16 protein-coding genes are annotated in these 23,010 nt (G+C 59.9%); 9 read left to right on the top strand and 7 right to left on the bottom strand.

Translation table 11 applies throughout. The annotated features are described in order from the left end of the window. Positions 1 to 49: 49 nt before the first annotated feature. From astA to Q8M42_RS08145, 5 genes are all read right to left on the bottom strand, one after another. A complete protein-coding gene (gene astA / locus Q8M42_RS08165; protein ID WP_304867994.1) occupies positions 50 to 1,066 on the bottom strand; it encodes an arginine N-succinyltransferase in 1,017 nt (338 codons plus the stop codon). Positions 1,067 to 1,077: 11 nt separating this feature from the next. Further along, positions 1,078 to 2,094 carry an arginine/ornithine succinyltransferase subunit alpha gene (gene aruF, locus Q8M42_RS08160; RefSeq protein ID WP_304867993.1) on the bottom strand — a complete coding sequence of 339 codons (1,017 nt, stop codon included), beginning with the start codon at positions 2,092 to 2,094 and terminating at the stop codon, positions 1,078 to 1,080. A 174-nt stretch (positions 2,095 to 2,268) separates the two neighbouring features. Next, positions 2,269 to 3,504 carry an aspartate aminotransferase family protein gene (locus Q8M42_RS08155; protein ID WP_304867992.1) on the bottom strand — a complete coding sequence of 412 codons (1,236 nt, stop codon included), beginning with the start codon at positions 3,502 to 3,504 and terminating at the stop codon, positions 2,269 to 2,271. Between the two features lie 267 nt (positions 3,505 to 3,771). Beyond that, a complete protein-coding gene (locus tag Q8M42_RS08150; RefSeq protein ID WP_304867991.1) occupies positions 3,772 to 4,974 on the bottom strand; it encodes a patatin-like phospholipase family protein in 1,203 nt (400 codons plus the stop codon). Between the two features lie 113 nt (positions 4,975 to 5,087). Continuing rightward, positions 5,088 to 6,014 carry a lipid A biosynthesis lauroyl acyltransferase gene (locus Q8M42_RS08145; RefSeq protein WP_304867990.1) on the bottom strand — a complete coding sequence of 309 codons (927 nt, stop codon included), beginning with the start codon at positions 6,012 to 6,014 and terminating at the stop codon, positions 5,088 to 5,090. Positions 6,015 to 6,172: 158 nt separating this feature from the next. Here Q8M42_RS08145 and minC point away from each other — a divergent pair, with 158 nt between their 5' ends. The 4 genes from minC (at position 6,173) to Q8M42_RS08125 (ending at position 8,876) form a co-directional block, all read left to right on the top strand. Beyond that, complete coding sequence (gene minC / locus Q8M42_RS08140; RefSeq protein WP_304867989.1) at positions 6,173 to 6,898, top strand: septum site-determining protein MinC; 726 nt, start codon at positions 6,173 to 6,175, stop codon at positions 6,896 to 6,898. Positions 6,899 to 6,999: 101 nt separating this feature from the next. Beyond that, positions 7,000 to 7,815 (top strand): septum site-determining protein MinD, encoded by an 816-nt coding sequence (gene minD / locus Q8M42_RS08135; protein WP_304867988.1) that lies wholly within the window; start codon positions 7,000 to 7,002, stop codon positions 7,813 to 7,815. Continuing rightward, positions 7,812 to 8,066 (top strand): cell division topological specificity factor MinE, encoded by a 255-nt coding sequence (minE, locus tag Q8M42_RS08130; RefSeq protein WP_025165363.1) that lies wholly within the window; start codon positions 7,812 to 7,814, stop codon positions 8,064 to 8,066. The genes minD and minE overlap by 4 nt, the downstream gene beginning before the upstream one ends. 174 nt (positions 8,067 to 8,240) lie before the next feature. Next, the gene (locus Q8M42_RS08125; protein WP_304867987.1) at positions 8,241 to 8,876 is read left to right on the top strand and encodes an RluA family pseudouridine synthase; all 636 of its coding nucleotides are present in this window, start codon (positions 8,241 to 8,243) and stop codon (positions 8,874 to 8,876) included. Between the two features lie 175 nt (positions 8,877 to 9,051). Here Q8M42_RS08125 and Q8M42_RS08120 read toward each other — a convergent pair whose 3' ends face one another. Both Q8M42_RS08120 and Q8M42_RS08115 read right to left on the bottom strand, forming a co-directional pair. Continuing rightward, positions 9,052 to 10,653, bottom strand: a complete 1,602-nt coding sequence (locus Q8M42_RS08120; protein WP_304867986.1) for an ATP-binding protein — start codon at positions 10,651 to 10,653, stop codon at positions 9,052 to 9,054. A gap of 10 nt (positions 10,654 to 10,663) precedes the next feature. Next, on the bottom strand, positions 10,664 to 11,386 hold the full coding sequence (locus Q8M42_RS08115; RefSeq protein WP_304867985.1) for a response regulator: 723 nt from the start codon (positions 11,384 to 11,386) through the stop codon (positions 10,664 to 10,666). A gap of 716 nt (positions 11,387 to 12,102) precedes the next feature. On the opposite strand from Q8M42_RS08115, the gene Q8M42_RS08110 reads away from it, so the two are divergent. The 5 genes from Q8M42_RS08110 to Q8M42_RS08090 all read left to right on the top strand — a co-directional run bounded on the left by Q8M42_RS08110 (position 12,103) and on the right by Q8M42_RS08090 (position 22,365). After that, positions 12,103 to 15,009 carry a ribonucleoside-diphosphate reductase subunit alpha gene (locus tag Q8M42_RS08110; protein WP_304867984.1) on the top strand — a complete coding sequence of 969 codons (2,907 nt, stop codon included), beginning with the start codon at positions 12,103 to 12,105 and terminating at the stop codon, positions 15,007 to 15,009. A 415-nt stretch (positions 15,010 to 15,424) separates the two neighbouring features. Further along, complete coding sequence (locus tag Q8M42_RS08105) at positions 15,425 to 16,675, top strand: ribonucleotide-diphosphate reductase subunit beta (RefSeq protein WP_090251759.1); 1,251 nt, start codon at positions 15,425 to 15,427, stop codon at positions 16,673 to 16,675. Between the two features lie 211 nt (positions 16,676 to 16,886). Further along, positions 16,887 to 19,298, top strand: a complete 2,412-nt coding sequence (locus tag Q8M42_RS08100) for a DEAD/DEAH box helicase family protein (protein WP_304867982.1) — start codon at positions 16,887 to 16,889, stop codon at positions 19,296 to 19,298. Next, positions 19,295 to 20,446, top strand: coding sequence for a restriction endonuclease subunit S (locus Q8M42_RS08095; protein ID WP_304867981.1), 1,152 nt, complete (start codon positions 19,295 to 19,297; stop codon positions 20,444 to 20,446). The genes Q8M42_RS08100 and Q8M42_RS08095 overlap by 4 nt, the downstream gene beginning before the upstream one ends. Before the next feature lie 2 nt (positions 20,447 to 20,448). Continuing rightward, a complete protein-coding gene (locus Q8M42_RS08090; protein WP_304867980.1) occupies positions 20,449 to 22,365 on the top strand; it encodes an N-6 DNA methylase in 1,917 nt (638 codons plus the stop codon). Positions 22,366 to 23,010: the final 645 nt, after the last annotated feature.

Raw genomic sequence — 23,010 nt, 5'->3', positions numbered from 1 at the left:
GGATCGGCAAATAGAGACAGCGGCGGCGCACTACTTGGGCACGCAGCCTTTAACCGCGAGCGGAAACCGTCACGGCGCGCACCTGATCGCCCGCCGACAGTTGCAGGCGCTTGGCGGTTTGCGCATCCACCACCAGGGTGCCGGCAGCCAGGCGTGCCGGCGCTGCGGTAATCCGGCAGTCTTCACGCTTGCGGTTGTGGATCAGGAAACGCGGCGCGTCGTCACCCGGAGTACCGACAGCCAACACCAGCACCTGACTGTCCTGCACGGCGCGGATCTTCGCGGTTTCGGCTTCGATGGCCGGGCCGGCGTCAAAGATATCGACATAGCCCTGGTAACTGAAACCCTCGCCCTTAAGCATGGCCAACGCCGGCTCGGTGTCCGGGTGCACACGACCGATGATGTTGCGCGCATCCTCCGAGAGGAAGCAGGTATAGAGCGGGAATTTGGGCATCAGCTCGGCAATAAAAGCTTTATTGCCCACGCCGGTGAGGTAATCGGCCTGACTGAATTCCATCTTGAAGAAGTGCCGACCGAGGCTTTCCCAGAACGGCGAACGGCCCTGTTCATCGGACATACCGCGCATCTCGGCGATCACCTTGTCGCCGAACAGCTCGCGGAATTCGGCGATAAACAGAAAGCGCGCCTTCGACAGCAGCCGGCCATTCAGGCCACTGCGCTGGTCGCTGCGCAAAAACAGCGAGCACAGCTCGGAGTTGCCGGTCAGGTCGTTGGCGAGAAACAGCGTGGGCACCTGACGGTGGATATTCAGCTCCTGCGAAGCGCTGACGGTCAGGCCGACCCGGTAGTTGTACCAGGGCTCGCGCAGACCAACGGCGCCAGCGACGGCGGAGATACCGACCACTTCGCCATTGTCGTCTTCGAGCACGAACAGGTAGTCGGCATCGGCACGCGCGGCTTCACCACGGAAGGTTTTCTCGGCCCAGCCAACGCGGTGCGCCAGGCGCTCCTCATTGGCGGGCAGCGTAGTCAGGCCTGCGCCGGTACTGCGCGCCAGCTGGAACAGGGCCGGCAGATCGGCGCTGCGGACGGGACGAACGATCATGCGCTAACTCCTTAAACCGCAACCAGGCGTACGCTGACGCCTTCGCCGACGCCCAGGGCCTCGGCGGCCGCCAAACTCAGGGTGACCGGCTTGCCAGGCACCCAATCAAGATCCACAACGATGGCGCGGAAATCCTGCAGCTGGCCGTTACTCACCAGATACGGCCGGCCGCCTTTGACCGGCTCGCCGATGCGCAGCGGCACCACGCGGCTCTGGGCAATCGAGCGGATACCCGAGGTGCGCGCGTGCAGGGTCGGGCCGCCATCGAAGATGTCGATGTAATGGTCGGTCTCAAAGCCTTCGCGCATGAGGATGTCAAAGCTGATCTGCGCCCGTGGATGCACCTGGCCCATGGCTTCTTGCGCCTCATCGGGCAGTAGCGGCACGTAGATCGGGTAATGCGGCATCAATTCGGCAAGGAAGGTGCGGCTCTTCAGACCACACAGGCGCTCGGCCTCGGTGTAGTTCATGTCGAAGAAGTTGCGCCCCACCGCATCCCAGAACGGCGAATCACCGGCCTCGTCGCTGTAGCCGACAATTTCTACCACCAGCGCATCGGCAAAACGCTCCGGGTGGTTGGCGAGAAACAGCAAACGGCCACGGGAGTTAAGCTCCGACCAGGCGGTGTTCACCAGCGGCCGCTCGACGTAGAAGCTGGTCAGCAGGCTATTGCCAGTCAGATCGTGGCACAGCGAAAGCACGTGGATCTTGTTATGGATCTTCAGCTCGCGGGAGTTGTGCACAAAGGTTTCGTTGCGAAAGCTGTAGAACGGCTCGGAGTAGCCGGCAGACGCGACAATGCCGGAGCAGCCGACCAGGCGACCGCTCTCAGTGTCTTCGAGGACGAAGAAGTAGCTTTCTTCACCGTTGAAGCTGACTTCAGCGGAAAACGAGGCCTCCGAAGCGGCGATCTTTTCGCGCAGACGCTCGCTGTCGTCCGGCAGTGAAGTCACACCAACCGGGCTGTCCGCGGCGAGACGCTGCACTTCAGTGAGGTCGGCCATTTGCGCGGGGCGCATCACCAGCATGGTGCCACTCCTTTTGATAAAAGCTCCAAGCAGCCCAAACCGGGCGGCCTAGAGAAAACCGCAACAAACGCCGCGGCACACACAGAGACAGGCTTCCTTGCTGTTTACTCAACCCATCCATAGGTCGAGCGGGCGCAGCCTGATCCGCCGTATAACGGCAGAACAGGCCGGCAATCAGGCTTGGGTCAGCTTGGCCACGGCACGTTCACAACGCGCCAGACCTTCATCGATATCGGCGTCTTCAACCACCAGGCTCGGGGCGAAACGCACCACATCCGGGCTGGCCTGCAGCACCATCACACCTTCCACTGCCGCGGCGTCGAGAATTGCCTTGGCCTTGCCTTTCCAGGCATCGGACAGCACCGCACCGATCAGCAGACCGAGGCCGCGCACTTCGCTAAACACGCCGTATTGCTGGCCGATCTGCTCCAGCTTAGTTTTGAAACGCTGATGCTTGGCTTTAACGCCAGCCAGCACTTCAGGGGTGTTGATGGTGTCGATCACCGCCTCACCCACCGCGCAGGCCAGCGGGTTGCCGCCGTAGGTAGTGCCGTGGGTGCCGACGGCCAGGTGCTTGGCCAGCTCGCTGGTGGTGAGCATCGCGCCAATCGGGAAACCGCCACCCAGGCTCTTGGCACTGGAGAGGATGTCCGGGGTCACGCCGTAGTGCATGTAGGCGAACAGCTCGCCGCTGCGGCCCATGCCGCTCTGCACTTCGTCGAACACCAGCAGCGCATTGTGCTTGTCGCACAGCTCGCGGGCCGCTTGCAGGTAAGCCAGGTCAGCCGGCAGCACGCCGCCCTCACCCTGAATCGGCTCCAGCACCACGGCGCAGGTCTTGTCGGATACTGCGGCCTTCAGCGCCTCAATATCGTTATAAGGAATGTGGCTGATGCCCTGGATCTTCGGGCCGAAACCGTCGGAATACTTCGGCTGACCGCCGACGCTGACGGTAAACAGGGTGCGACCGTGGAAGCTGTTGGTCGCGGCGATGATCTCGCATTTGTCTTCGCCGAACTTGTCGAACGCTACACGACGGGCCAGCTTGAACGCGGCCTCGTTGGCTTCGGCGCCGGAGTTGCAGAAGAACACGCGCTCGGCGAAGGTGGCGTCGATCAGTTTCTTGGCCAAGCGCAGGGCCGGTTCGTTGGTGAACACGTTGGATACATGCCAGAGGTTGCCGGCCTGCTCGGTGAGCGCCTTGACCAGCGCTGGATGCGCATGACCCAGCACGTTGACGGCAATACCGCCAGCAAAGTCGATCAGCTCGCGACCGCTTTGATCCCACACGCGCGAACCGGCGCCACGTACTGGAATAAAGGCAGCGGGTGCGTAGTTGGGCACCATCACCTGGTCGAAATCGGCGCGTTGCACCGGGTGACGATTCACCGGGTCGTGCTGAACGGACATCTGAGCTCTCCTAACGAGGAACACCTGCATTCAATAGCAGGCGATGTGAAAGATTGTAGGGACTGATCCGGGGCCGGCATTGCCGCCATGCGACAACTTCTTATAGCGCCAACCCCAGGAAAACCGCAGCTTTCGCAAATGCGACAGAAAGCATCGGGAAGGCGCAGTTTAAATGCAGCCACCCGCCTTGGCGCGGTTTTCTCGGTCACGCGGAAAAGGAATTTGGCCGCACCGGCGGCCGGGATCAAACAAGAGGTGATGGCCTGGCTAGGCAGTTACCGGAATCACCGCCGGCACCGGCGGACTGTCCAGGCAGAGAAACTCGATCAAGCGGGCTTTCTGCGCCATGGCGTCCTGATAACCCAGTTCGATCAGCTCATTGCAGTAACCCGGCTCGAACAGCAGGTAACTCAGCACCCCGGCGCCGCTGGCCTTGGTCGCCCCCGGGCCGCGCAGAAACAGACGCAAGGCCTTGGGCAGCTCATGGCGATGGCGTGCAGCGATCAGGTCCAGCGGCTGGCTGGGGGAAATCACCAGTACATCCACCGGTTTAAGGCCCAGGCCACGCGGGTGATTTTCCGCAGGAATCAGCCGTCCCATCTGGTTAAGCCGCTCAAGCAGTTCGATATCGCTTTCCAGGCTGTCAATAAAGGTGCTGTTGAGCATATGCCCGCTGATCTGCGCCAGGCTCGGCGGCCGGCTGCTCTGCGGCCGCACCACTGGCACCGGCGCCTGCGCACCGGCCGGATTGCCACTGACGCCAACCACCAGCACCCGCGTCGCCCCCAAATGCAGAGCCGGGCTGATTGGCGCGGACTGGCGCACAGCGCCATCGCCGAAATATTCACGGTTGATCTTCACCGGCGGAAATATCAGCGGAATCGAGGCACTGGCCAGCAGGTGCTCAAGGGCCAAGCGGGTCGGCACACCGACCCGACGATGGCGGAACCAGGGATCGATGGTGGCGCGGCCTTGATAGAAGGTCACCGCCTGGCCGGTTTCGTAACCGAATGCAGTCACTGCCACGGCGCGCAGCTGACGGTGGCGCACCGCTGCGGCAATCCCACTGAAATCCAGCTCCCGCCCGAGCAGATCGGCCAGCGGCGAGCTGTCGAGCAGCGCCACCGGCACCTGCCCGCCCAGCCCGAGCAAGCTGTGGCCAATAAAGCGACTGGCCTGGCGCAGCACGCCCGGCCAATCGCTGCGATACACCTGATGAGTATGAAAGCCCTGCCAGACGCTGGTCAGCCGGCGCACAGCTTCGGTGAAGTGCAACGCCCCGCAGGCCAGGCCCACTGCATTGATCGCACCTGCCGAGGTGCCGACGATAACCGGAAAAGGATTGTGCGCCGCATTGGGCAGCAGGTCGGCAATCGCCGCCAGCACGCCCACCTGATAGGCCGCCCGTGCGCCACCGCCGGAGAGAATCAGCCCGGTAACCGGCTGACTGGTTGGAGCAGTGTGCGGCATAGGCTGTTTCCCACTGTTTTACAGCCAGTATAGGAGCCAGTCAGGCGCTCGCGGAACCACCAGGTGCCAAGAAAACCCACTTTAAGCGCGCACCCGCCAATTAGATGGCGAATCTAACGCTTCTTTTTATAGAGCTTCGGCTCGCCTTCTGGCCGCGTCTTGAAGCGCCGGTGCGCCCACAGGTACTGCTCGGGGCAGACGCTGATGGCTTGCTCGATCCACTGATTGACCCGCAGGCAGTCCGCCTCTTCGCTCTCAGAGGGGAAGTCCGCCAGCGGCGGATGGATCACCAGACGATAACCCTGGCCATCCGGCAGGCGCTGCTGGGTAAAGGGAATCACCTGGGCACGGCCCATGCGAGCAAACTTGCTGGTGGCGGTGACGGTGGCTGCCGGCACGCCGAACAGCGGGGCAAACACACTGCGCTGTGCGCCGTAGTCCTGATCCGGCGCATACCAGACCACGCCACCGGCGCGCAGCAGCTTGAGCATGCCGCGTACATCGTCACGGCCAATCACCCCGAGCAGACGTTGCTCGCGGCCACGGCGCTGCATATAGTCGAACAGCGGATTTTTGTGCGGGCGGTACATGCCATACATGTTCTGCGCCATACCAAGCAGGCCGCCGCCCATTTCCAGGGTGGTGAAATGCAGCGCCATGAGGATCACGCCCTGGCCGTCGGCCTCGGCCTGACGCAGATGCTCCAGCCCCTCGATGCTGCCCAGACGGCGCAGGCGCTCGGCGGGCCACCACCAGGCGATGGCCATTTCAAAGAAGGTAATCCCGGTAGAGGCGAAGTTTTCCTTTAATAAGGCCTCGCGCTCGGCGGCTGGCATCTGCGGGAAACACAGCTCCAGGTTGCGCGCGGCGATCTTGCGCCGCGAACTGGCCATGCGATACATCACGCTGCCCAGGCAGCGCCCCAGCCACAGCAGCACTTTGTAAGGCAGCAGGGCAATCAGCCACAGCAGGCCCAGGCCCAGCCACAACAGCCAGAAACGTGGATGCAGGAAATAAGCGCGAAATACAGGGCGATCCATAACACAGGTCCGAGGCACGCAATAAAGCGCGGCATTCTATCAGGAGTTTGCTTGCTGCCTGGTTTCGCGGCGCGCAACTTGCGAGCGCGCGGCGTTCTCGCTATAAGTCCGGCTTACTTTTCCCCCAGTTTCTAAATAAGGGCCGTATCAGGCAGACCATGAGCCAAGCCGATCTCCTCGAGCAAGACCCTGTATTCCAGCTTAAAGGCAGCATGCTGGCCATCACCGTGATGGAGCTGGCGCACAACGACCTCGCCCGCCTCGACCAGCAGCTCAGCGAAAAAGTCGCCCAGGCCCCTGCCTTCTTCAGCAATACCCCGCTGGTGCTGGCCCTGGACAAGCTGCCGGAAGGCGAAGGCATGCTCGATCTGGCCGAGCTGATGGCGGTCTGCCGCAAACATGGCCTGCGCACCCTGGCGATCCGTGCCAACCGCGAAGCCGATATCGCCGCCGCCGAAGCGCTGGATTTGCCCGTACTACCGCCGTCCGGCGCCCGCGAGCGGCCCATCGACCTGGCGCCGCCGAAGCCGGAAAAAACCGCAGAACCCGAATTCAAACCGAGCAAGATCATCACCAGCCCGGTGCGTGGCGGCCAGCAGGTGTATGCCCAGGGCGGCGACCTGATCGTCCTGGCCCCGGTCAGCGCCGGCGCGGAACTTCTCGCCGATGGCAACATCCATGTTTACGCACCGATGCGTGGTCGAGCACTGGCCGGCATCAAGGGCAATCTCAAGGCGCGGATTTTCTGCCAGCAAATGGGCGCGGAACTGCTCTCCATCGCCGGCCAGTACAAGGTGGCCGAAGACTTGCGCCGCGACCCACTCTGGGGCGAAGCGGTGCATGTCAGCCTGTCGGGTGACGTGTTGAACATCACCCGCCTTTAACGGATACTGCCGCCACTTTTCAAGGACACAGACAGGGCACCCGGAAGCCTGAGATAGGCCACGGAAACCTGCGTTTTTTCTACATTTTGGGGTGAATCACCTTGGCCAAGATCCTCGTTGTTACGTCCGGCAAAGGTGGCGTTGGTAAAACCACCACCAGCGCTGCCATCGGTACCGGCCTCGCCCTGCGCGGGCACAAGACAGTCATCGTCGATTTCGACGTGGGCCTGCGTAACCTTGACCTGATCATGGGCTGCGAACGCCGCGTGGTGTATGACTTCGTCAACGTGGTCAACGGTGAAGCGACCCTCTCGCAAGCCCTAATCAAAGACAAGCGCCTGGAAAATCTCTACGTGCTGGCTGCCAGTCAGACCCGTGATAAAGACGCGCTGACCCAGGAAGGCGTCGAAAAAATCATTAATGAGCTGCGCGAAACCTTCGAATACGTGGTCTGCGACTCGCCGGCCGGTATCGAAAAAGGCGCGCATCTGGCCATGTACTTCGCTGATGAAGCGATTGTCGTGACCAACCCGGAAGTCTCCTCGGTACGTGACTCGGACCGCATGCTCGGCCTGCTGGCGAGCAAATCGCGCCGCGCCGAGAAAGGCGAAGAGCCGATCAAGGAACACCTGCTGCTGACCCGCTACAACCCAGAGCGCGTGGTTAAAGGCGAAATGCTCGGCGTCGAAGACGTCGAGGAAATCCTCGCCATCCGCCTGCTCGGCGTGATCCCGGAGTCGCAAGCCGTACTCAAGGCCTCGAACCAGGGTGTGCCGGTGATCCTTGATGACCAGAGCGACGCGGGCCAGGCTTACAGCGATGCGGTTGACCGCCTGCTGGGCAAGGAAGTGGCACATCGGTTCCTCGATGTGCAGAAGAAGGGATTCATGCAACGCCTGTTTGGAGGTCGTGAATGAACATTTTTGACTTCTTTCGTGAGCGCAAGAAAGAAACCACAGCGTCCATTGCGAAAGAGCGTCTGCAAATCATCGTCGCCCACGAGCGCGGCCAGCGCAGCCAGCCGGACTACCTGCCGGCCCTGCAGCAAGAACTGGTCGAGGTGATCCGCAAGTACGTGAATATCGACTCGGATCAAGTACAGGTCGCACTGGAAAACCAGGGCAGCTGCTCCATTCTGGAACTCAATATCACCCTGCCGGATCGTTAATCCGTATCCGCAGGCGAAACCTGAATAAAATGGCGGCCCAAGGGCCGCCATTTTATTTCAGCCCTACACAGAACCTGTAGGAGCGGACTTGTCCGCGAAGCTTTCACTCGCCACAAAGCCATCGCGGGCAAGCCCGTTCCTACACCAGCAGACCGACGTGCACTCAAGAAGCCCATGCCCCTCAGCCAAGTAGAAATCCTCCACCAGGACGCCGCCCTGCTGGTGATCAACAAGCCCACCCTGCTGCTCTCGGTACCCGGCCGCGCGGAAGATAACCGCGATTGTCTGGTCACCCGCCTGCAGGAAAACGGCTACCCGGAAGCGCGCATCGTCCATCGCCTGGACTGGGAAACCTCAGGCATCATCGTCCTGGCCCGTGACGCCGATAGCCACCGTGAGCTGTCCCGGCAGTTCCACGACCGCGAAACCGAGAAGGCCTACACCGCACTGTGCTGGGGCCAGCCGGAACTGGACAGCGGCAGCATCGACCTGCCACTGCGCTACGACCCGCCGACCAAGCCGCGCCACGTGGTTGATCATGAGCAGGGCAAACACGCGCTGACCTACTGGAAAGTGCTGGAACGCCACGCCGAGCATTGCCGCGTCGAGCTGACCCCCATCACCGGCCGCTCGCACCAGCTGCGCGTGCATATGCTGTCCATCGGCCACCCACTGCTCGGTGACGGCCTCTACGCCCACGAACAAGCCCTGACCGCCTACCCGCGCCTGTGCCTGCACGCCAGCATGCTCAGCCTGACCCACCCGCAAAGCGGCGAGCGGATGCGTTTCGAGTGCCCGGCACCGTTCTAAAGCTAACCCGCAGCAATTGATGGGTTGTACCTAGGCGGCCCCGCCACCCTACAAGGGCAAGCCCGGTTACGTGCCAACCGCAAAAGCTTCGCGGGCAAGCCCGCTCCTACAGGTACAGCGCCTAGCCGGGTAGGAGCGGGCTTGCCCGCGATAGCTATGGCCGCAACGCCGCTGCTTACTCCTGCTTACGTGGCCAGATCAGGGTAAAACACGCGCCGCCCAGCTCTTCGCTGCGACTGATCTGCGCGCGACCGCCGTGCCAGTAGGTGATACGCCGCACGATGGACAGGCCCAGGCCATGCCCGCCAGAGGCGCGGGTGCGGCTGTCGTCCAGGCGCAGGAACGGCGTGAATATGCGCTCCCAGGCCTCTTCTGGCACGCCGGGGCCGTCGTCTTCGACATCCAGGCGACAACGCTGCTGCCCCACCTGATAACTCACCCGCACCCGTGATTCGGCATGGCGCATGGCGTTGCTCACCAGGTTCTGCAGGGCGCGGTGTAAGTAGCGCAGCTCGGCTTCAACGCAGGCACCGCCGCCATCCAGGGCATCGCGTGACGGGCCGTGTTCGACCCGCACACTGGCGCGCAGCGGGGCCAACTCGGTGATCACCTGATCGATCAGCTCACCCAGGTCGACCTGCTGGAAGTTCAGCGCCGGCGCGCCCTGCTCCAGGCGGGCGTAGGTGAGCATCTCGTCAACCAGCTTGTCGAGGTCCTGGATATCGCTGTCCATGCCCTCCATATATTTGCGCCGCGCTGCATCGGTTTCCGCGTCGCCGATCATTTCCAGGCCGAAACGCAAGCGCGCCACCGGCGTGCGCAGCTCATGGGAGACCGCGCGGACCATCTCACGCTGGATACTCAGGGAGCGCTGCAAGTGCTCGGCCATGGCGTTAAAGGCCGCCGCCAGGCGCCCCACCGAGTCGCTACCACGGGTCGGCACGCGGGCATCCAGGCGGCCGCTGGCGATGTGCGTGGCGGCGCCTTCCAGATCGCTCAGGCGCTGCTCCAGCGGCCGTACCAGTAGGTAAACCATGAACCCGATCAGGCTCAACCCCAGCGCACCGATCAGCACCAGCCACTGCGCCGGGTAAGGGTTCATCTGGTACAGCGGGCCGATTTCCAGCACCCAGGGCGTGTCGACGATGCCGGAGAACACATGAATGCTGTCGCCGCCCCGGCCCAGGGCCATCACCGTGTCGCCTTCATCCACGCGGCGGCGTTGATCAGGGTCGAGGTCGGCCTGATCGAGGCGCACCAGGCGCAAGTCAAAACCGAACTGTTTATCCTTTTTCAGCGCTGCCAGCCGGCGCGGCTGCTCGTCCCAGGGGTACCGCACCAACTCATCGATCAGCAGAAAACTGGTGGCGCGGGCCAGCTGCTCGCTGACCTGCTGCACGTCGGCAATCAGCAGCAACGGCTGTTTATCCAGTTGACTGAAGATGCGTGCCTCGTGCGGGCCGGTCTGCTGCACCAGCACCTGACCACGCCGCAGACTATTGCGCGCGCCGCTGTCCAGCTCGGCACTTTCCAGCGTTTCAACGCGCAGCGGTATACCGAGCAAACGCCCCCACACCGTCACCGCGCGGCGTCGCTCGATATCCACCATCGGAGAGAGGTTATCGGCCATCAGGCGGAAGGTGCCCTGTGCCAGGCGCTCACGGTATTGATCGACCCGCACATCGTTAAGCAACTGCAGCGCGCCGACGCCGAGCAGCGCCACCAGCACCAGCACGGCGAGCATGCCGCCGTAGATGCGCAAGAAGATCGAGTTCATGGCAGTGAATTCATGTCAGCGCTTCAGCCGCTTCGGCAACAAACAGATAGCCCTTGCTGCGCACGGTCTTGATCAGCCGTGGGTGCATCGGGTCGTCGCCGATTTTCGGACGGATGCGAGAAATGCGCACGTCGATGGAACGGTCCTGGCCGTCGTATTCGATGCCGCGCAGGGCATTGAAGATTTCCTCGCGCGAGAGAATCCGCCCGGCATTGGAGGTCAGCAACCACAGCAGGTCGAATTCGGCGCTGGTCAATTCGATGCCCTGCTCGCCCAGCCAGGCTTCACGCATGGCGCTGTCGATTACCAGCAGGCCGAACTGCAAACGCCGGCGCTCGCCAGGGGCCTGCGCCTCACTGCCTTCATGGCGGCGCAGCAGCGCACGGATGCGCGCCAGCAGCACGCGCGGGCGTACTGGTTTGCACACATAGTCGTCGGCGCCCATTTCCAGGCCCAGCACCTGGTCCATGTCGTCGGTACGCGCGGTGAGCATCAGGATCGGCCCTTCGTATTGCCCGCGCACCTTGCGGCAGATCGACAGGCCGTCTTCGCCCGGCAGCATCAGGTCGAGAATCACCAGATCAGGCTGCTCCTGCAGAATCCGCGCGGCGGCCTGCGCACCGTCCATCTCGATGGACACGTTGAGGCCATTGCCCTGCAGGTACTCACGGGTCAACTCGGCCAGGCGCTGGTCGTCTTCGACAATAAGAATGTGCCACGACTGCTGCTCCACAACGGACTCCAGACAACACGGAAACGGCCGGCATTGTATCAATGCGCCGGGCACTGCATAGCGCATGCCATATTTCTGTAAAAACACTAGATGTAGTATCGACCTGAGAGATGGGCCACGTCTGGGCAACCCCCGGGAAAAGCCCGATCAACACCGACGAACGGTACACCCCAGCAAGCATGCGGGCTTGCCGCCAATCGCGCGGTTTAACCCACAATTCACCCACAACTTATCCACAGGTTGTTCTTGCTCTATCGCCTTGCAATACCCCAGATAGCGCATTATCTTGTATGCCAATCGCGCGACACCCACCACATGTTGGGTTTAGCCTGGCAACCGGACACAAGAAGAATGACTCGCACACGGCCTGATCCCAGCCCGTCACCGGTCGCCCGAAAGACCTTTGCAGTACGCCTGCTCTACCGCAGCAGGCCATCCTTCAGCGCAGCGCTTGGCGCGCCTGAAAAACAATAAAGCGGCAACCGCACACGCGGTTGCACCACTAGATGTAGTAGTTGAGGCGCTAAAAACGCCTTGACGTGTGACTCTTGAGCCAGGAAGGCGCTTTAGTCGTACCTTCCCTGCCCAATTTGCAAGTCCCCATGTGCCCGGCCTTTGGCTGCGCCCATGGCATTGTTGAAATGGAATGAATGGCAGTAGCCACAGTGATCGACGGCAAAGCGTCTAACTAATAAATACAGAACATGGAGACTTTCATGCACACCGACACCTCCCGCGAGAACCCGCAGGCCAATGCGCCGCAGGCCACCGATGACAACCAGAGCCTGAACGCCACTGCGCCGGGTCAACTGCGTGTGATCAAGCGTAACGGCACCGTGGTGCCCTACACCGATGACAAAATCACCGTTGCCATCACCAAGGCCTTTCTCGCTGTTGAAGGCGGCACCGCAGCCGCCTCGTCGCGTATCCATGAAACCGTTGAGCGCCTGACTGAGCAAGTCACCGCCACCTTCAAGCGCCGCATGCCGTCCGGCGGCACCATCCACATCGAAGAAATCCAGGACCAGGTCGAACTGGCCCTGATGCGTTCTGGCGAGCAGAAAGTTGCCCGCGACTACGTGATCTACCGTGAATCGCGCAGCCAGGCGCGCAAGACCGGCGCCGCCGATATTGCCGAGCCGCACCCAAGCATTCGCGTTACCCACCTCGACGGTACGGTTGCGCCGCTGGACATGGGCCGCCTGAACACCATCGTCACCGAAGCCTGCGAAGGCCTGGCTGAAGTCGACGGCGCGCTGATCCAGAAAGAAACCCTGAAGAACCTCTACGACGGCGTAGCCCAGGGCGACGTCAGCACCGCCCTGGTGATGACCGCACGCACCCTGGTTGAGCGCGAGCCGAACTACAGCTACGTCACCGCGCGTCTGCTGATGGACAACATCCGCGCTGAAGGTCTGGGCTTCCTCGGTGTTGCCACCAGCGCCACTCACCACGAGATGAGTGAGCTGTACGCCAAGGCCCTGCCGGCCTACATCGCCAAAGGCGTTGAGTTCGAATTGCTCAACCCAGTGCTGCTCGACTTCGACCTGGAAAAACTCGGCAAGGCGATCAACCACGAGCGCGACCAGCAGTTCACCTACCTGGGCCTGCAGACCCTCTACGACCGTTACTTCATCCACAAGGACGGCACCCGCTTCGAACTGCCGCAAGTGTTCTTCATGCGCGTGGCCATGGGCCTGGCGATTGAAGAGAAGCACAAAGAAGACCGCGCCATCGAGTTCTACAACCTGCTGTCGTCATTCGACTACATGGCCTCGACGCCGACCCTGTTCAACGCCGGCACCCTGCGTGCACAGCTGAGCTCGTGCTACCTGACCACCGTGCCGGACGACCTGGGCGGCATCTACGACGCCATCCGCGACAACGCCTTGCTGTCCAAATTTGCCGGCGGTCTGGGCAACGACTGGACTCCAGTGCGTTCGCTGGGCGCTTACATCAAAGGCACCAACGGCAAATCCCAAGGTGTTGTGCCGTTCCTTAAAGTGGTCAACGACACCGCAGTAGCCGTTAACCAGGGTGGCAAGCGCAAAGGCGCGGTCTGCGCCTACCTGGAAACCTGGCACATGGACATCGAAGAGTTCATCGAGCTGCGTAAGAACACCGGTGATGACCGTCGCCGCACCCACGACATGAACACCGCCAACTGGATTCCGGACCTGTTCATGAAGCGCGTGTTCGATGACGGCCAGTGGACCCTATTCAGCCCGTCCGAAGTGCCAGACCTGCACGACCTCACCGGTAAAGCCTTCGAAGAGCGCTACGAGTATTACGAAGCCCTGACCCAGTACGGCGGCAAGATCAAGCTGTTCAAGACCATCCAAGCCAAAGACCTGTGGCGCAAGATGCTCAGCATGCTGTTCGAAACCGGCCACCCATGGCTAACCTTCAAAGACCCATGCAACCTGCGCAGCCCGCAGCAGCATGTGGGCGTGGTCCACAGCTCGAACCTGTGCACCGAGATCACCCTGAACACCAACGCCGACGAAATCGCCGTGTGCAACCTGGGTTCCGTCAACCTGCCGAACCACATCGTTGACGGCAAGCTGGACACCGCCAAGCTGCAGAAGACCATCAAGGTCGCCGTGCGCATGCTCGATAACGTTATCGACATCAACTACTACTCGGTACCGCAGGCGCGTAACTCCAACTTCCGCCACCGTCCGGTCGGTCTGGGCATCATGGGCTTCCAGGACGCTTTGTACCTGCAGCACATCCCATACGGCTCCGACGCCGCTGTTGAGTTCGCTGACAAATCGATGGAAGCGGTCAGCTACTACGCGATCCAGGCCTCCTGTGACCTGGCCGACGAGCGTGGCGCCTACGAAACCTTCCAGGGTTCGCTGTGGAGCAAAGGCATACTGCCGCTCGATTCGCAGCAGATCCTGATCGAGCAGCGCGGCCAGAAGTACATCGACGTCGACCTGACCGAGTCCCTGGACTGGGCCCCGATCCGTGCCCGAGTGCAGAAAGGCATCCGTAACTCGAACATCATGGCCATCGCACCGACCGCCACCATCGCCAACATCACCGGCGTATCGCAGTCGATCGAACCGACCTACCAGAACCTCTACGTGAAATCGAACCTCTCGGGCGAATTCACCGTGATCAACCCGTACCTGGTTCGCGACCTCAAAGCCCGCGGCCTGTGGGACTCGGTCATGATCAACGACCTGAAGTACTACGACGGTTCCGTGCAGCAGATCGAGCGCATCCCGCAAGAGCTGAAAGACCTCTACGCCACCGCGTTTGAAGTCGACACCAAGTGGATCGTTGACGCCGCCAGCCGTCGCCAGAAGTGGATCGACCAGGCCCAGTCGCTGAACCTCTACATCGCCGGCGCCTCGGGTAAGAAGCTCGACGTGACCTACCGTATGGCTTGGTACCGTGGCCTGAAAACCACCTACTACCTCCGTGCCCTGGCCGCGACCAGCACCGAGAAGTCCACCATCAACACCGGCAAGCTCAACGCCGTATCCAGTGGTGGCAACGATGGCCTGAGCGCAGCACCGGCCAAGGCCCCGGAAGTGGAAATGAGCGCAGGCCCAGCGCCAGTACCAAAGGCCTGTGCCATTGATGAACCAGACTGTGAGGCGTGCCAGTAAGGTGTTCGGCAACGCGCGGATCTGAACGGCATTCGCGGCGTTACCTGCCGGAGCGGCCCCCATCACGTACATGCGTACGCTCAGGGGTTCCACTCCAGCAGGTGCCTTGCGACTACTCGCTCAGCTACACGCTCGAACGTCGAGCAAAGAGCAAAGAGCACAAGCAACACACGGCTTTATCCCCTCGCCCCTTCGGGGAGAGGGTTAGGGAGAGGGGCAAAAGCAACACCACCTCCCCACTTATTACCAACCCCCGCCCTCACCGGCGTGGGCTTCGGGGCAACACCGGCCACTAGAGCCGCCCCGACCAGCGGTACCCGTTTTGCCCTTGCGCGCTGTACGCAACGGAACACAATAAAGACTGTATATCCACACAGGTCGGTTATTTCACCGGCCCGCAAGCAGGAGCCAAGCCATGCTGAGCTGGGATGAATTTGACAAGGAAGACGGCGCCGACGCCGTAGTAGCCAACAAAGCCTCTGCCCAACTGGCAGACATGAGCATCGACAAACTCGACCAGGTGGGCGGTGCTGCTGCCGTTGAAGCCCGCGCCGTAGCCGCTGATGACAGCGACGCCGTAGCCCGCGCCAAAGCCTCGCTCGACCAACTCGACATCGCCGAAGGCCTGGCCGAGCTGGAAGGCACCGCCGCGCGCGTTGCCGTCGACGAAAAACGCATGATCAACTGCCGCGCCGACCTCAACCAGCTCGTACCCTTCAAGTACGACTGGGCCTGGCAGAAGTATCTGGATGGTTGCGCCAACCACTGGATGCCGCAGGAAGTGAACATGAACGCGGACATCGCGTTGTGGAAAACCCCGGACGGCCTGACCGACGACGAGCGCCGCATCGTCATGCGCAACCTCGGCTTCTTCTCCACCGCCGACAGCCTGGTTGCCAACAACCTCGCCCTGGCCGTGTACCGCCTGATCACCAACCCGGAGTGCCGCCAGTACATCCTGCGCCAGACCTTCGAAGAGGCGATCCACACCCACGCCTACCAGTACTGCATCGAATCGCTGGGCATGGATGAAGGCGCGATCTTCAACATGTACCACGAGATTCCGTCGGTCGCGAAGAAAGCCAGCTGGGGCCTCAAGTACACCCGCTCGATCTCCGACCCGACCTTCAACACCGGCACCGTCGAGACCGACAAAGAACTGCTGCGCAACCTGATCGCCTACTACTGCGTACTGGAAGGCATCTTCTTCTATTGCGGCTTCACCCAGATCCTCTCCATGGGTCGCCGCAACAAGATGACCGGCGTTGCCGAGCAGTTCCAGTACATCCTGCGTGACGAGTCCATGCACCTGAACTTCGGCATCGACGTGATCAACCAGATCAAGATCGAAAACCCGCACCTGTGGGATGCCCAGCTCAAAGACGAAGCCACCCAGATGATCCTCCAGGGCACTCAGCTGGAAATCGAATACGCACGCGACACCATGCCGCGCGGCGTACTGGGCATGAACGCGGCGATGATGGAGGACTACCTCAAATTTATCGCCAACCGTCGTCTGACCCAGATTGGTTTGAAGGAAGAGTACCCAGGTACGTCTAACCCATTCCCATGGATGTCGGAAATCATGGACCTGAAGAAAGAGAAGAACTTCTTCGAGACGCGGGTTATTGAGTATCAGACTGGTGGGGCGTTGAGCTGGGATTGATTCCAGTCACCGCTCAAAATCGCTATGACGTGAAAGTTTTTCACTCATAGCGAAACGAGCGCACCAAATTAATGCAAAAATAAATAAAAGCCCAAGCAAAAGCTTGGGCTTTTATTTAGCCGTGGAAACTCCGACTATCCAAAGTAGGTTTATGGGTACGCGCAGCCCGCGCGAATGAAGGATCAACAGCACAAAGGAGTCCGATAAATCTATGGGCATGAACGAAGCGGATACCCGTTACCATCTGATTGATCCTGTGCTGCGCGACAAAGGTTACGTCAGCCGTGAGCACATCACGCTCGAAACCATCCTTACCCCAGCCCCCGTCGAACCCAGTGGTGCAAAAGGCCGCCGCCGTAAGGGTCCAGGACGCACAGACTATCTACTCTGCGTGCAGGTGGGCGAGATGCCCAAACCGCTGCCCGTCGCCGTGCTTGAAGCCAAGAAAGAAAGCGAAGACCCGCTCAAAGGCATGCAGCAAGCGAAAGGTTATGCTGATTGCGAACGCTTCGATGTGAAGTACGTTTTCGCTACCAATGGCCACCGCTATGGCGAGTTCGACTGCGTCTCCAGCTTGCAAGGTGGTCCTTTCCCGTTTGCCGACTTCCCGCCGCACGCTGACCTGACCGCACGTTACGCCCAAGACACAGGTATCAACATGGCCCGGCCCGAGGCCGCTATGCTGTTCCAGGCTGACAGCCCAGCATGGGCGCTCTCCCGCTACTACCAGGATGCGGCGATCCGCGCAGCTTTTGAAAAAATCCTGCTTGATCAACAGGCTGGAACGCCTCCACGCGTGCTCCTGACGCTGGCCACCGGCGCTGGCAAAACCATCATTGCTACCAACCTGCTGTGGCGAATGAGCCAGGCCGGGCAATTGCCAAAGCCTGCGCTGTTCCTATGCGACCGAGATGAGTTGCGCACACAGGCATACGCCAAACTCAAAGCCGCCTTTGGCGACAACGTCCGTGTAGTTAGCACCGAGCGTGGCGGCAACAGTGCGCAAAATGCCCGCATCCACATTGCCACCTACCAGACACTTGGCCTAGATGACGATGATGGTTTTGCCAGCTTCTTGTCCGAGCACTATGGAGAAGATGCCTTCAGCGTGATCATCATTGATGAATGCCACCGCTCGGCCTGGGGTCGCTGGTCTGAGGTTTTGAAACGCAACCCCAACGCCATTCACATCGGCCTGACCGCCACGCCGCGCAAGCTGGAAGAATCCAAACACGCCAGCGCTGATGATCAGGAAATCACTGCCAACAACCGCAAGTATTTTGGCGAACCGGTGTACGAATACACCCTGATTCAAGCGCAGGAAGACGGTTACCTCGCCGCCTGCGAAATCGTCAAACGCAAGGCCAGCATCGATAACGCCACCTTCACCAAAGAAGACATCCTCAAAGCAGGCGTCAAGGACATCAAAACCGGCCTGCCGTTGACCGCAGACGACCTCACCAAGAACGAATACACCGGTAAAGACTTCGACGACGAACTGTTCATCGAACTGCGCACGCCCAAGATGTGCCAAGACCTGTTCAAGCTCTTGTGCGAAAACGGCGGGCCAGAACAAAAAGTCATCATCTTTTGCACCCGCGAAATCCACGCCGACCGCGTGGCCCAGCACATGAACAACTTGTATGTGCACTGGTGCAAAGAAAAAGGCCACCCCCCCAAAGATCACTACGCATTCAAATGCATGGGCGGTGCCAACAATGGCTCGGACATGATCGAACCCATGCGCGGCTCCGGCGAGCGCGCTTTCATCGCCTGCACGGTAGACCTGCTCGAAGCGGGTGTGGACATCGAGCGCCTGAATGCTGTGGTGTTCTTTCGCTACCTGCAATCACCCATCAAGTTTTACCAGATGGTCGGGCGCGGTACGCGCATCCACGAGGAAACCCAGAAATACAAGTTCTGGCTCTACGACTACACCGACGTCACCAGCCTGTTTGGCACAGACTTCATCACCAAACCGCCGCGTCCGGGCAGTGGTGGCAAGGGTGATGGCGATGATGGAGGCGATACGGGTGGCGGCGGTGACGATGGCCCAGCCGTGGCCGAGATCGGCGGGCAATCCGTCGTCATCAACGCACTGGGTCACTTCATCCTCAGCCGCCGGGATGGGCGCGAAACGCTCATCCCGGTCGATGAATACCGCAGGGAAGTCATACAGCGGGTAGTGTCTGAAGCCCACAACCTCGACGACTTCCGCGCCCTATGGATTGAAGCGAAAAAGCGCCGCCAACTGATTGACCACCTGCTGGGCGATAACTTCAGCCCGGAAGCAATCCGAGACATTGACCACATGAATGATTTTGACCTATTCGACTTCTTTGGCCACCACGGCTACCACGCACGCGCCCTAAAGAGGCCCGAGCGTGGCGAGCTTTTTATCAGCCATAACGCCAGCTGGTTCAGCGGCATGGATGACAAAGCAGCCATAGTGCTCAAGGGCCTCGGCCACCAGTTCGCCCAAGGCGGCACCGATGCGCTGGAAAGCCAGAACCTGTGGGAAGTGCCCGAAATCAAACTGGCTGGGGGATTGAATGCCTTGCGTGTTTTGGGTGCACCGACGCATGTGATACACGATGCCAAAGCAAGGTTGTTTGGGGTATGAGCGGTACAAAACTAGCAGACGTCGCCCACGTAATCATGGGGCAATCACCTGATGGAACTACGTATAACAAGAATAGAGTTGGTTTTCCGTTACTAAATGGCCCAGCTGAGTTCGGTGCAACCACCCCTGTCGCTGTTCAATGGACTACAGCGCCAACCAAAATAGCGGCGCGGGGAGATATCCTCTTTTGTGTGCGAGGCAACACGCTCGGGCGACAAAATATCGCCGATCAAGAATATGTCATCGGACGTGGCTTAGCGGCAATTCGAGCGCGCAGCGACAAAGCTGACACTGACTACATTGGTCTTTGGTTAAGGCACAAGGCAGATGCCTTGTTAGCGGCTGGCAATGGATCAACATTTCCGAGCGTGTCAGGTGAGTTTCTTGAGGCACAACCATTTCCAGAGGCTAATGAGCGAGAGCAACGCCAAATCGCCGCCCGCCTGCAAGCCCAGCTGGCCGAAGTGGAAACCGCCCGGCAAGCGGCGCAGTTGCAGTTGAGCGATACACGCTTGCTGCGTGCCCGCATGCTCAAGGCATTCTTTGCGGAACTGGATGGCGCAACGAAAAAGAAGCTCGGCGACTACGCCGAAACAACCAGCGGCTCAACGCCGTCGCGCGGCAACAAACAGTATTGGCAACCGGCAGAAATCGCTTGGGTAAAAACCGGCGAAGTGGCCTTTGCGCCGATCACGGCCACCGAAGAAGCCATCTCGAAGGCAGCGCTAGCGGAATGCTCGCTGACATTGCTGCCACCCAAATCAGTCCTGATTGCAATGTATGGACAGGGAAAAACACGCGGGCAATCAGCCATTCTGGAAATTCCTGCCACCACCAATCAAGCCTGCTTCGCCATCCTGCCTAACGACACATGGGAGTCGGACTTTCTTTATCTCTGGCTGAAGTCGTCGTATCAGGATTTGCGCGATCTGTCGGAGGATAGGGGTGGCAATCAGGCCAATCTGAACGGTGCGCTGCTGAAGGCGCTGGAAGTGCCAGCACCCAGCAAGACTGAACAACAACACATCGTGGCGCGCATTCAGGCCGCTATGACCGAAATCGACGCATTGGAAAATTCAAGTAAAGCAGCGCTGGAAGACATCAATCGCCTTCCCAATCGTGTGCTCGCGCAAGCCTTTGAGGTGTAAATATGGCCAGAAAAAATACAACCGAAAAACAGTCCAAGGCCATTGCCTCCACCCAGTCGCTCTCCAGCTTCGTCAAAAGCATCTGCGATGTGATGCGCCGCTCCAACTGCGCGAGCGCCTTGCAATATGTACCGGAGCTGACCTGGATTCTGTTTCTGCGCATTCTCGATGCGCAGGAAGCCAAGGAGCGCGAAGAGGCCGAGGTCTTGGGCAATAACTTCTCACCCGCGCTGCACAGTCCCTACCGTTGGCAAGACTGGGCTGCGCCCTATTCCGAGAAACCCGGTCACCCAAAAACGGCTGAGGGCTGGCTCTTCGGTTGGAAGCGACAGGAGTTATTTGCGGCGGGTGACGGCAAACTATTCGAGTTTATCAATAAAGAATTGCTGCCCCACCTACACAGTCTGGACATCGACACACGCACTGGCCTGCCCAACCCGGCAGCCAGTCGCAAGCAGCGCATCATGGGCCGTACCATGACGGCGGTGGAAAAGGTGCGCGTCGATAGCGAAACCAATCTGCGCGATATCCTCGACAAGGTTCACCAGATCAATATTGACCATGTAGACGATCAGCATTTCTTCACTTTGTCGCAGGTGTATGAAGATTTGCTGTTGAAGATGGGTGAGAAAAATTCCGACGGAGGCCAGTTCTTCACGCCGCGCGAGGTGATCCGCGCCATGGTGCATACGGTCAATCCTCAACTCGGGCAGACGGTATACGACCCCTGCTGTGGCACTGGCGGTTTTCTGGCCATTGCCTATGAGCACATCGCCCGGCAGTTGGGTAAAAGCGCCACCAGCACCGACATCGACACCCTAAAGCACGACACTTTCTTTGGTCGTGAAAAAGAGAATTTGGTGTTCCCGATTGCGTTGGCGAATTTGGTGCTGCACGGCATCGACCAGCCTAATCTGTGGCATGGCAACTCGCTGACCCGTCGCGCGACTTACGCGGCGCTGTTTGATCAGGCACCCAAGACTTTCGATGTAATCCTTACCAACCCGCCCTTCGGCGGCAAGGAAGGCAAAGATGCGCAGAAGAACTTTGCCTATGAAACCAGCGCCACGCAGGTGCTGTTTGTACAGGACATTCTTGGCGAGTTGGCGCCCAAAGGCACTTGCGCCATCGTACTGGACGAGGGGCTGCTGTTCCGCACCAATGAAAGCTCATTCGTTGAAACCAAGCGAAAACTGGTGGATGAATGTGACTTATGGGCCATCGTCAGCCTGCCCGGTGGCGTGTTTTCTACCGCTGGCGCTGGCGTGAAAACCAATTTACTGTTCTTCACCAAGGGCAAGAAAACCGAAAAGACGTGGTACTACGACCTGTCTTACGTGAAGGTCGGCAAGAAAACACCACTGACCTTGGCGCACTTTGGCTTTGCCCCAGACGGTTCGGTGTTGGCCGATGCGCAATTGCCCTCCATCCTCACGGCCGATTGGCTGTCCGATGAGGCCAACGCAGGTAAGCCCTTCCCCAGCTATGCCCGCATGTTGGCGCAGCGCGGCAAGCCGGAAGGCGCAAGCCCTTATTCCTGGACAGTGGATTTTGCCGCCCGCCGCGCCAAGGCTCGCGCCGAGATGCAGCCGCTGCTGGATGAGGCAGCGCAAATCAAAGCCACAGTTATTGATTTGAAAGAACAGCTCAAACGCTTGAAAAAAGACAAGGCCAGCGATGCTGAACTGCTGGCACTGACCAGCGAGATTCAGGAAAAAGAAAAGGCCGCACGAGACCTAGAAACAAAAGCTGCTGATATTGATGCCGCCGTATTCGACTTGAAGGCTGTTAATCCGACCGCCGTAGTCGATGTGGACACTCGCACACCACGGCAAATCATCAGCAATATCGAGGGGCAAGGTCGAGTCATCAGTGATGCCCTGGCTAGGCTTGCCGCACTGATGACAGTGACTGACTGAGCAACCCGTTGAGATTAGACATAGCCCTTTTAGCGAAGAGCTATGTCAATTTCGGCTAGCGCATCAACAATTCCTCGGACTGTCCCACGATCAAATTCGTAACGATCATCCTCATGAGTGCCCGAGTTCAGATATGCCCACTCGGGAGATGCTCCATTGATGCCTAGTAGCTGAGTGAGTGCAGCGAGCAGTTGCTCCTTTCTAGCATGCACAAGCTGGGGTTTGGCCAGAATACTCTTGAGTTGCTCGCACAGATTTCTAAGCTCTGGCTTCGCTCCAGGGCTCCGATACGTCAATTTGACCGGTTCAGGGGATAGCTTGGATATCCACTTCCAGAGCTGCTTCGAGAGTGACTCTAAAGCACGACGGGACTGAGACAGGGCGTCTCGGCTGTTCTGACGGGCTAAATAGTCTTGTGCGCTCAGAACATAATTCTTCGTCGGCGGTTGCGTATCTACCAATGGATGGTGATCCCCATCATGGGGGAGCAACTCATAGTAAGAACTGAATCGCCCCTAGTTTCGTAGACACCTCCATGCCTCATAATACGGCCCATTAGGAGGTGCCATGAGCAACCCGCGTTATCCCGAAGAATTCAAAATTGAAGCTGTCAAACAGGTGACCGAACGCGGTCTTCCTATAGCT

The organism is Pseudomonas sp., from assembly GCF_030684895.1.
In the GTDB taxonomy this organism is placed as follows: Bacteria; Pseudomonadota; Gammaproteobacteria; order Pseudomonadales; family Pseudomonadaceae; genus Aquipseudomonas.
The sequence above is the reverse complement of the archived record's forward strand: the minus strand, read 5'-3'. Positions and strand labels throughout refer to the sequence as shown.

Excerpts from the sequence above, each read along its gene's own strand:
- Q8M42_RS08150 (WP_304867991.1), bottom strand. The coding sequence starts at position 4,974 with ATGCCGCACACTGCTCCAACCAGTCAGCCGGTTACCGGGCTGATTCTC.
- aruF (WP_304867993.1), bottom strand. The coding sequence starts at position 2,094 with ATGCTGGTGATGCGCCCCGCGCAAATGGCCGACCTCACTGAAGTGCAG.
- astA (WP_304867994.1), bottom strand. The coding sequence starts at position 1,066 with ATGATCGTTCGTCCCGTCCGCAGCGCCGATCTGCCGGCCCTGTTCCAG.
- Q8M42_RS08105 (WP_090251759.1), top strand. The coding sequence starts at position 15,425 with ATGCTGAGCTGGGATGAATTTGACAAGGAAGACGGCGCCGACGCCGTA.
- minC (WP_304867989.1), top strand. The coding sequence starts at position 6,173 with ATGAGCCAAGCCGATCTCCTCGAGCAAGACCCTGTATTCCAGCTTAAA.
- Q8M42_RS08090 (WP_304867980.1), top strand. The coding sequence starts at position 20,449 with ATGGCCAGAAAAAATACAACCGAAAAACAGTCCAAGGCCATTGCCTCC.
- minE (WP_025165363.1), top strand. The coding sequence starts at position 7,812 with ATGAACATTTTTGACTTCTTTCGTGAGCGCAAGAAAGAAACCACAGCG.
- Q8M42_RS08100 (WP_304867982.1), top strand. The coding sequence starts at position 16,887 with ATGGGCATGAACGAAGCGGATACCCGTTACCATCTGATTGATCCTGTG.
- Q8M42_RS08095 (WP_304867981.1), top strand. The coding sequence starts at position 19,295 with ATGAGCGGTACAAAACTAGCAGACGTCGCCCACGTAATCATGGGGCAA.
- Q8M42_RS08125 (WP_304867987.1), top strand. The coding sequence starts at position 8,241 with ATGCCCCTCAGCCAAGTAGAAATCCTCCACCAGGACGCCGCCCTGCTG.
- Q8M42_RS08120 (WP_304867986.1), bottom strand. The coding sequence starts at position 10,653 with ATGAACTCGATCTTCTTGCGCATCTACGGCGGCATGCTCGCCGTGCTG.
- Q8M42_RS08145 (WP_304867990.1), bottom strand. The coding sequence starts at position 6,014 with ATGGATCGCCCTGTATTTCGCGCTTATTTCCTGCATCCACGTTTCTGG.
- Q8M42_RS08155 (WP_304867992.1), bottom strand. The coding sequence starts at position 3,504 with ATGTCCGTTCAGCACGACCCGGTGAATCGTCACCCGGTGCAACGCGCC.
- Q8M42_RS08110 (WP_304867984.1), top strand. The coding sequence starts at position 12,103 with ATGCACACCGACACCTCCCGCGAGAACCCGCAGGCCAATGCGCCGCAG.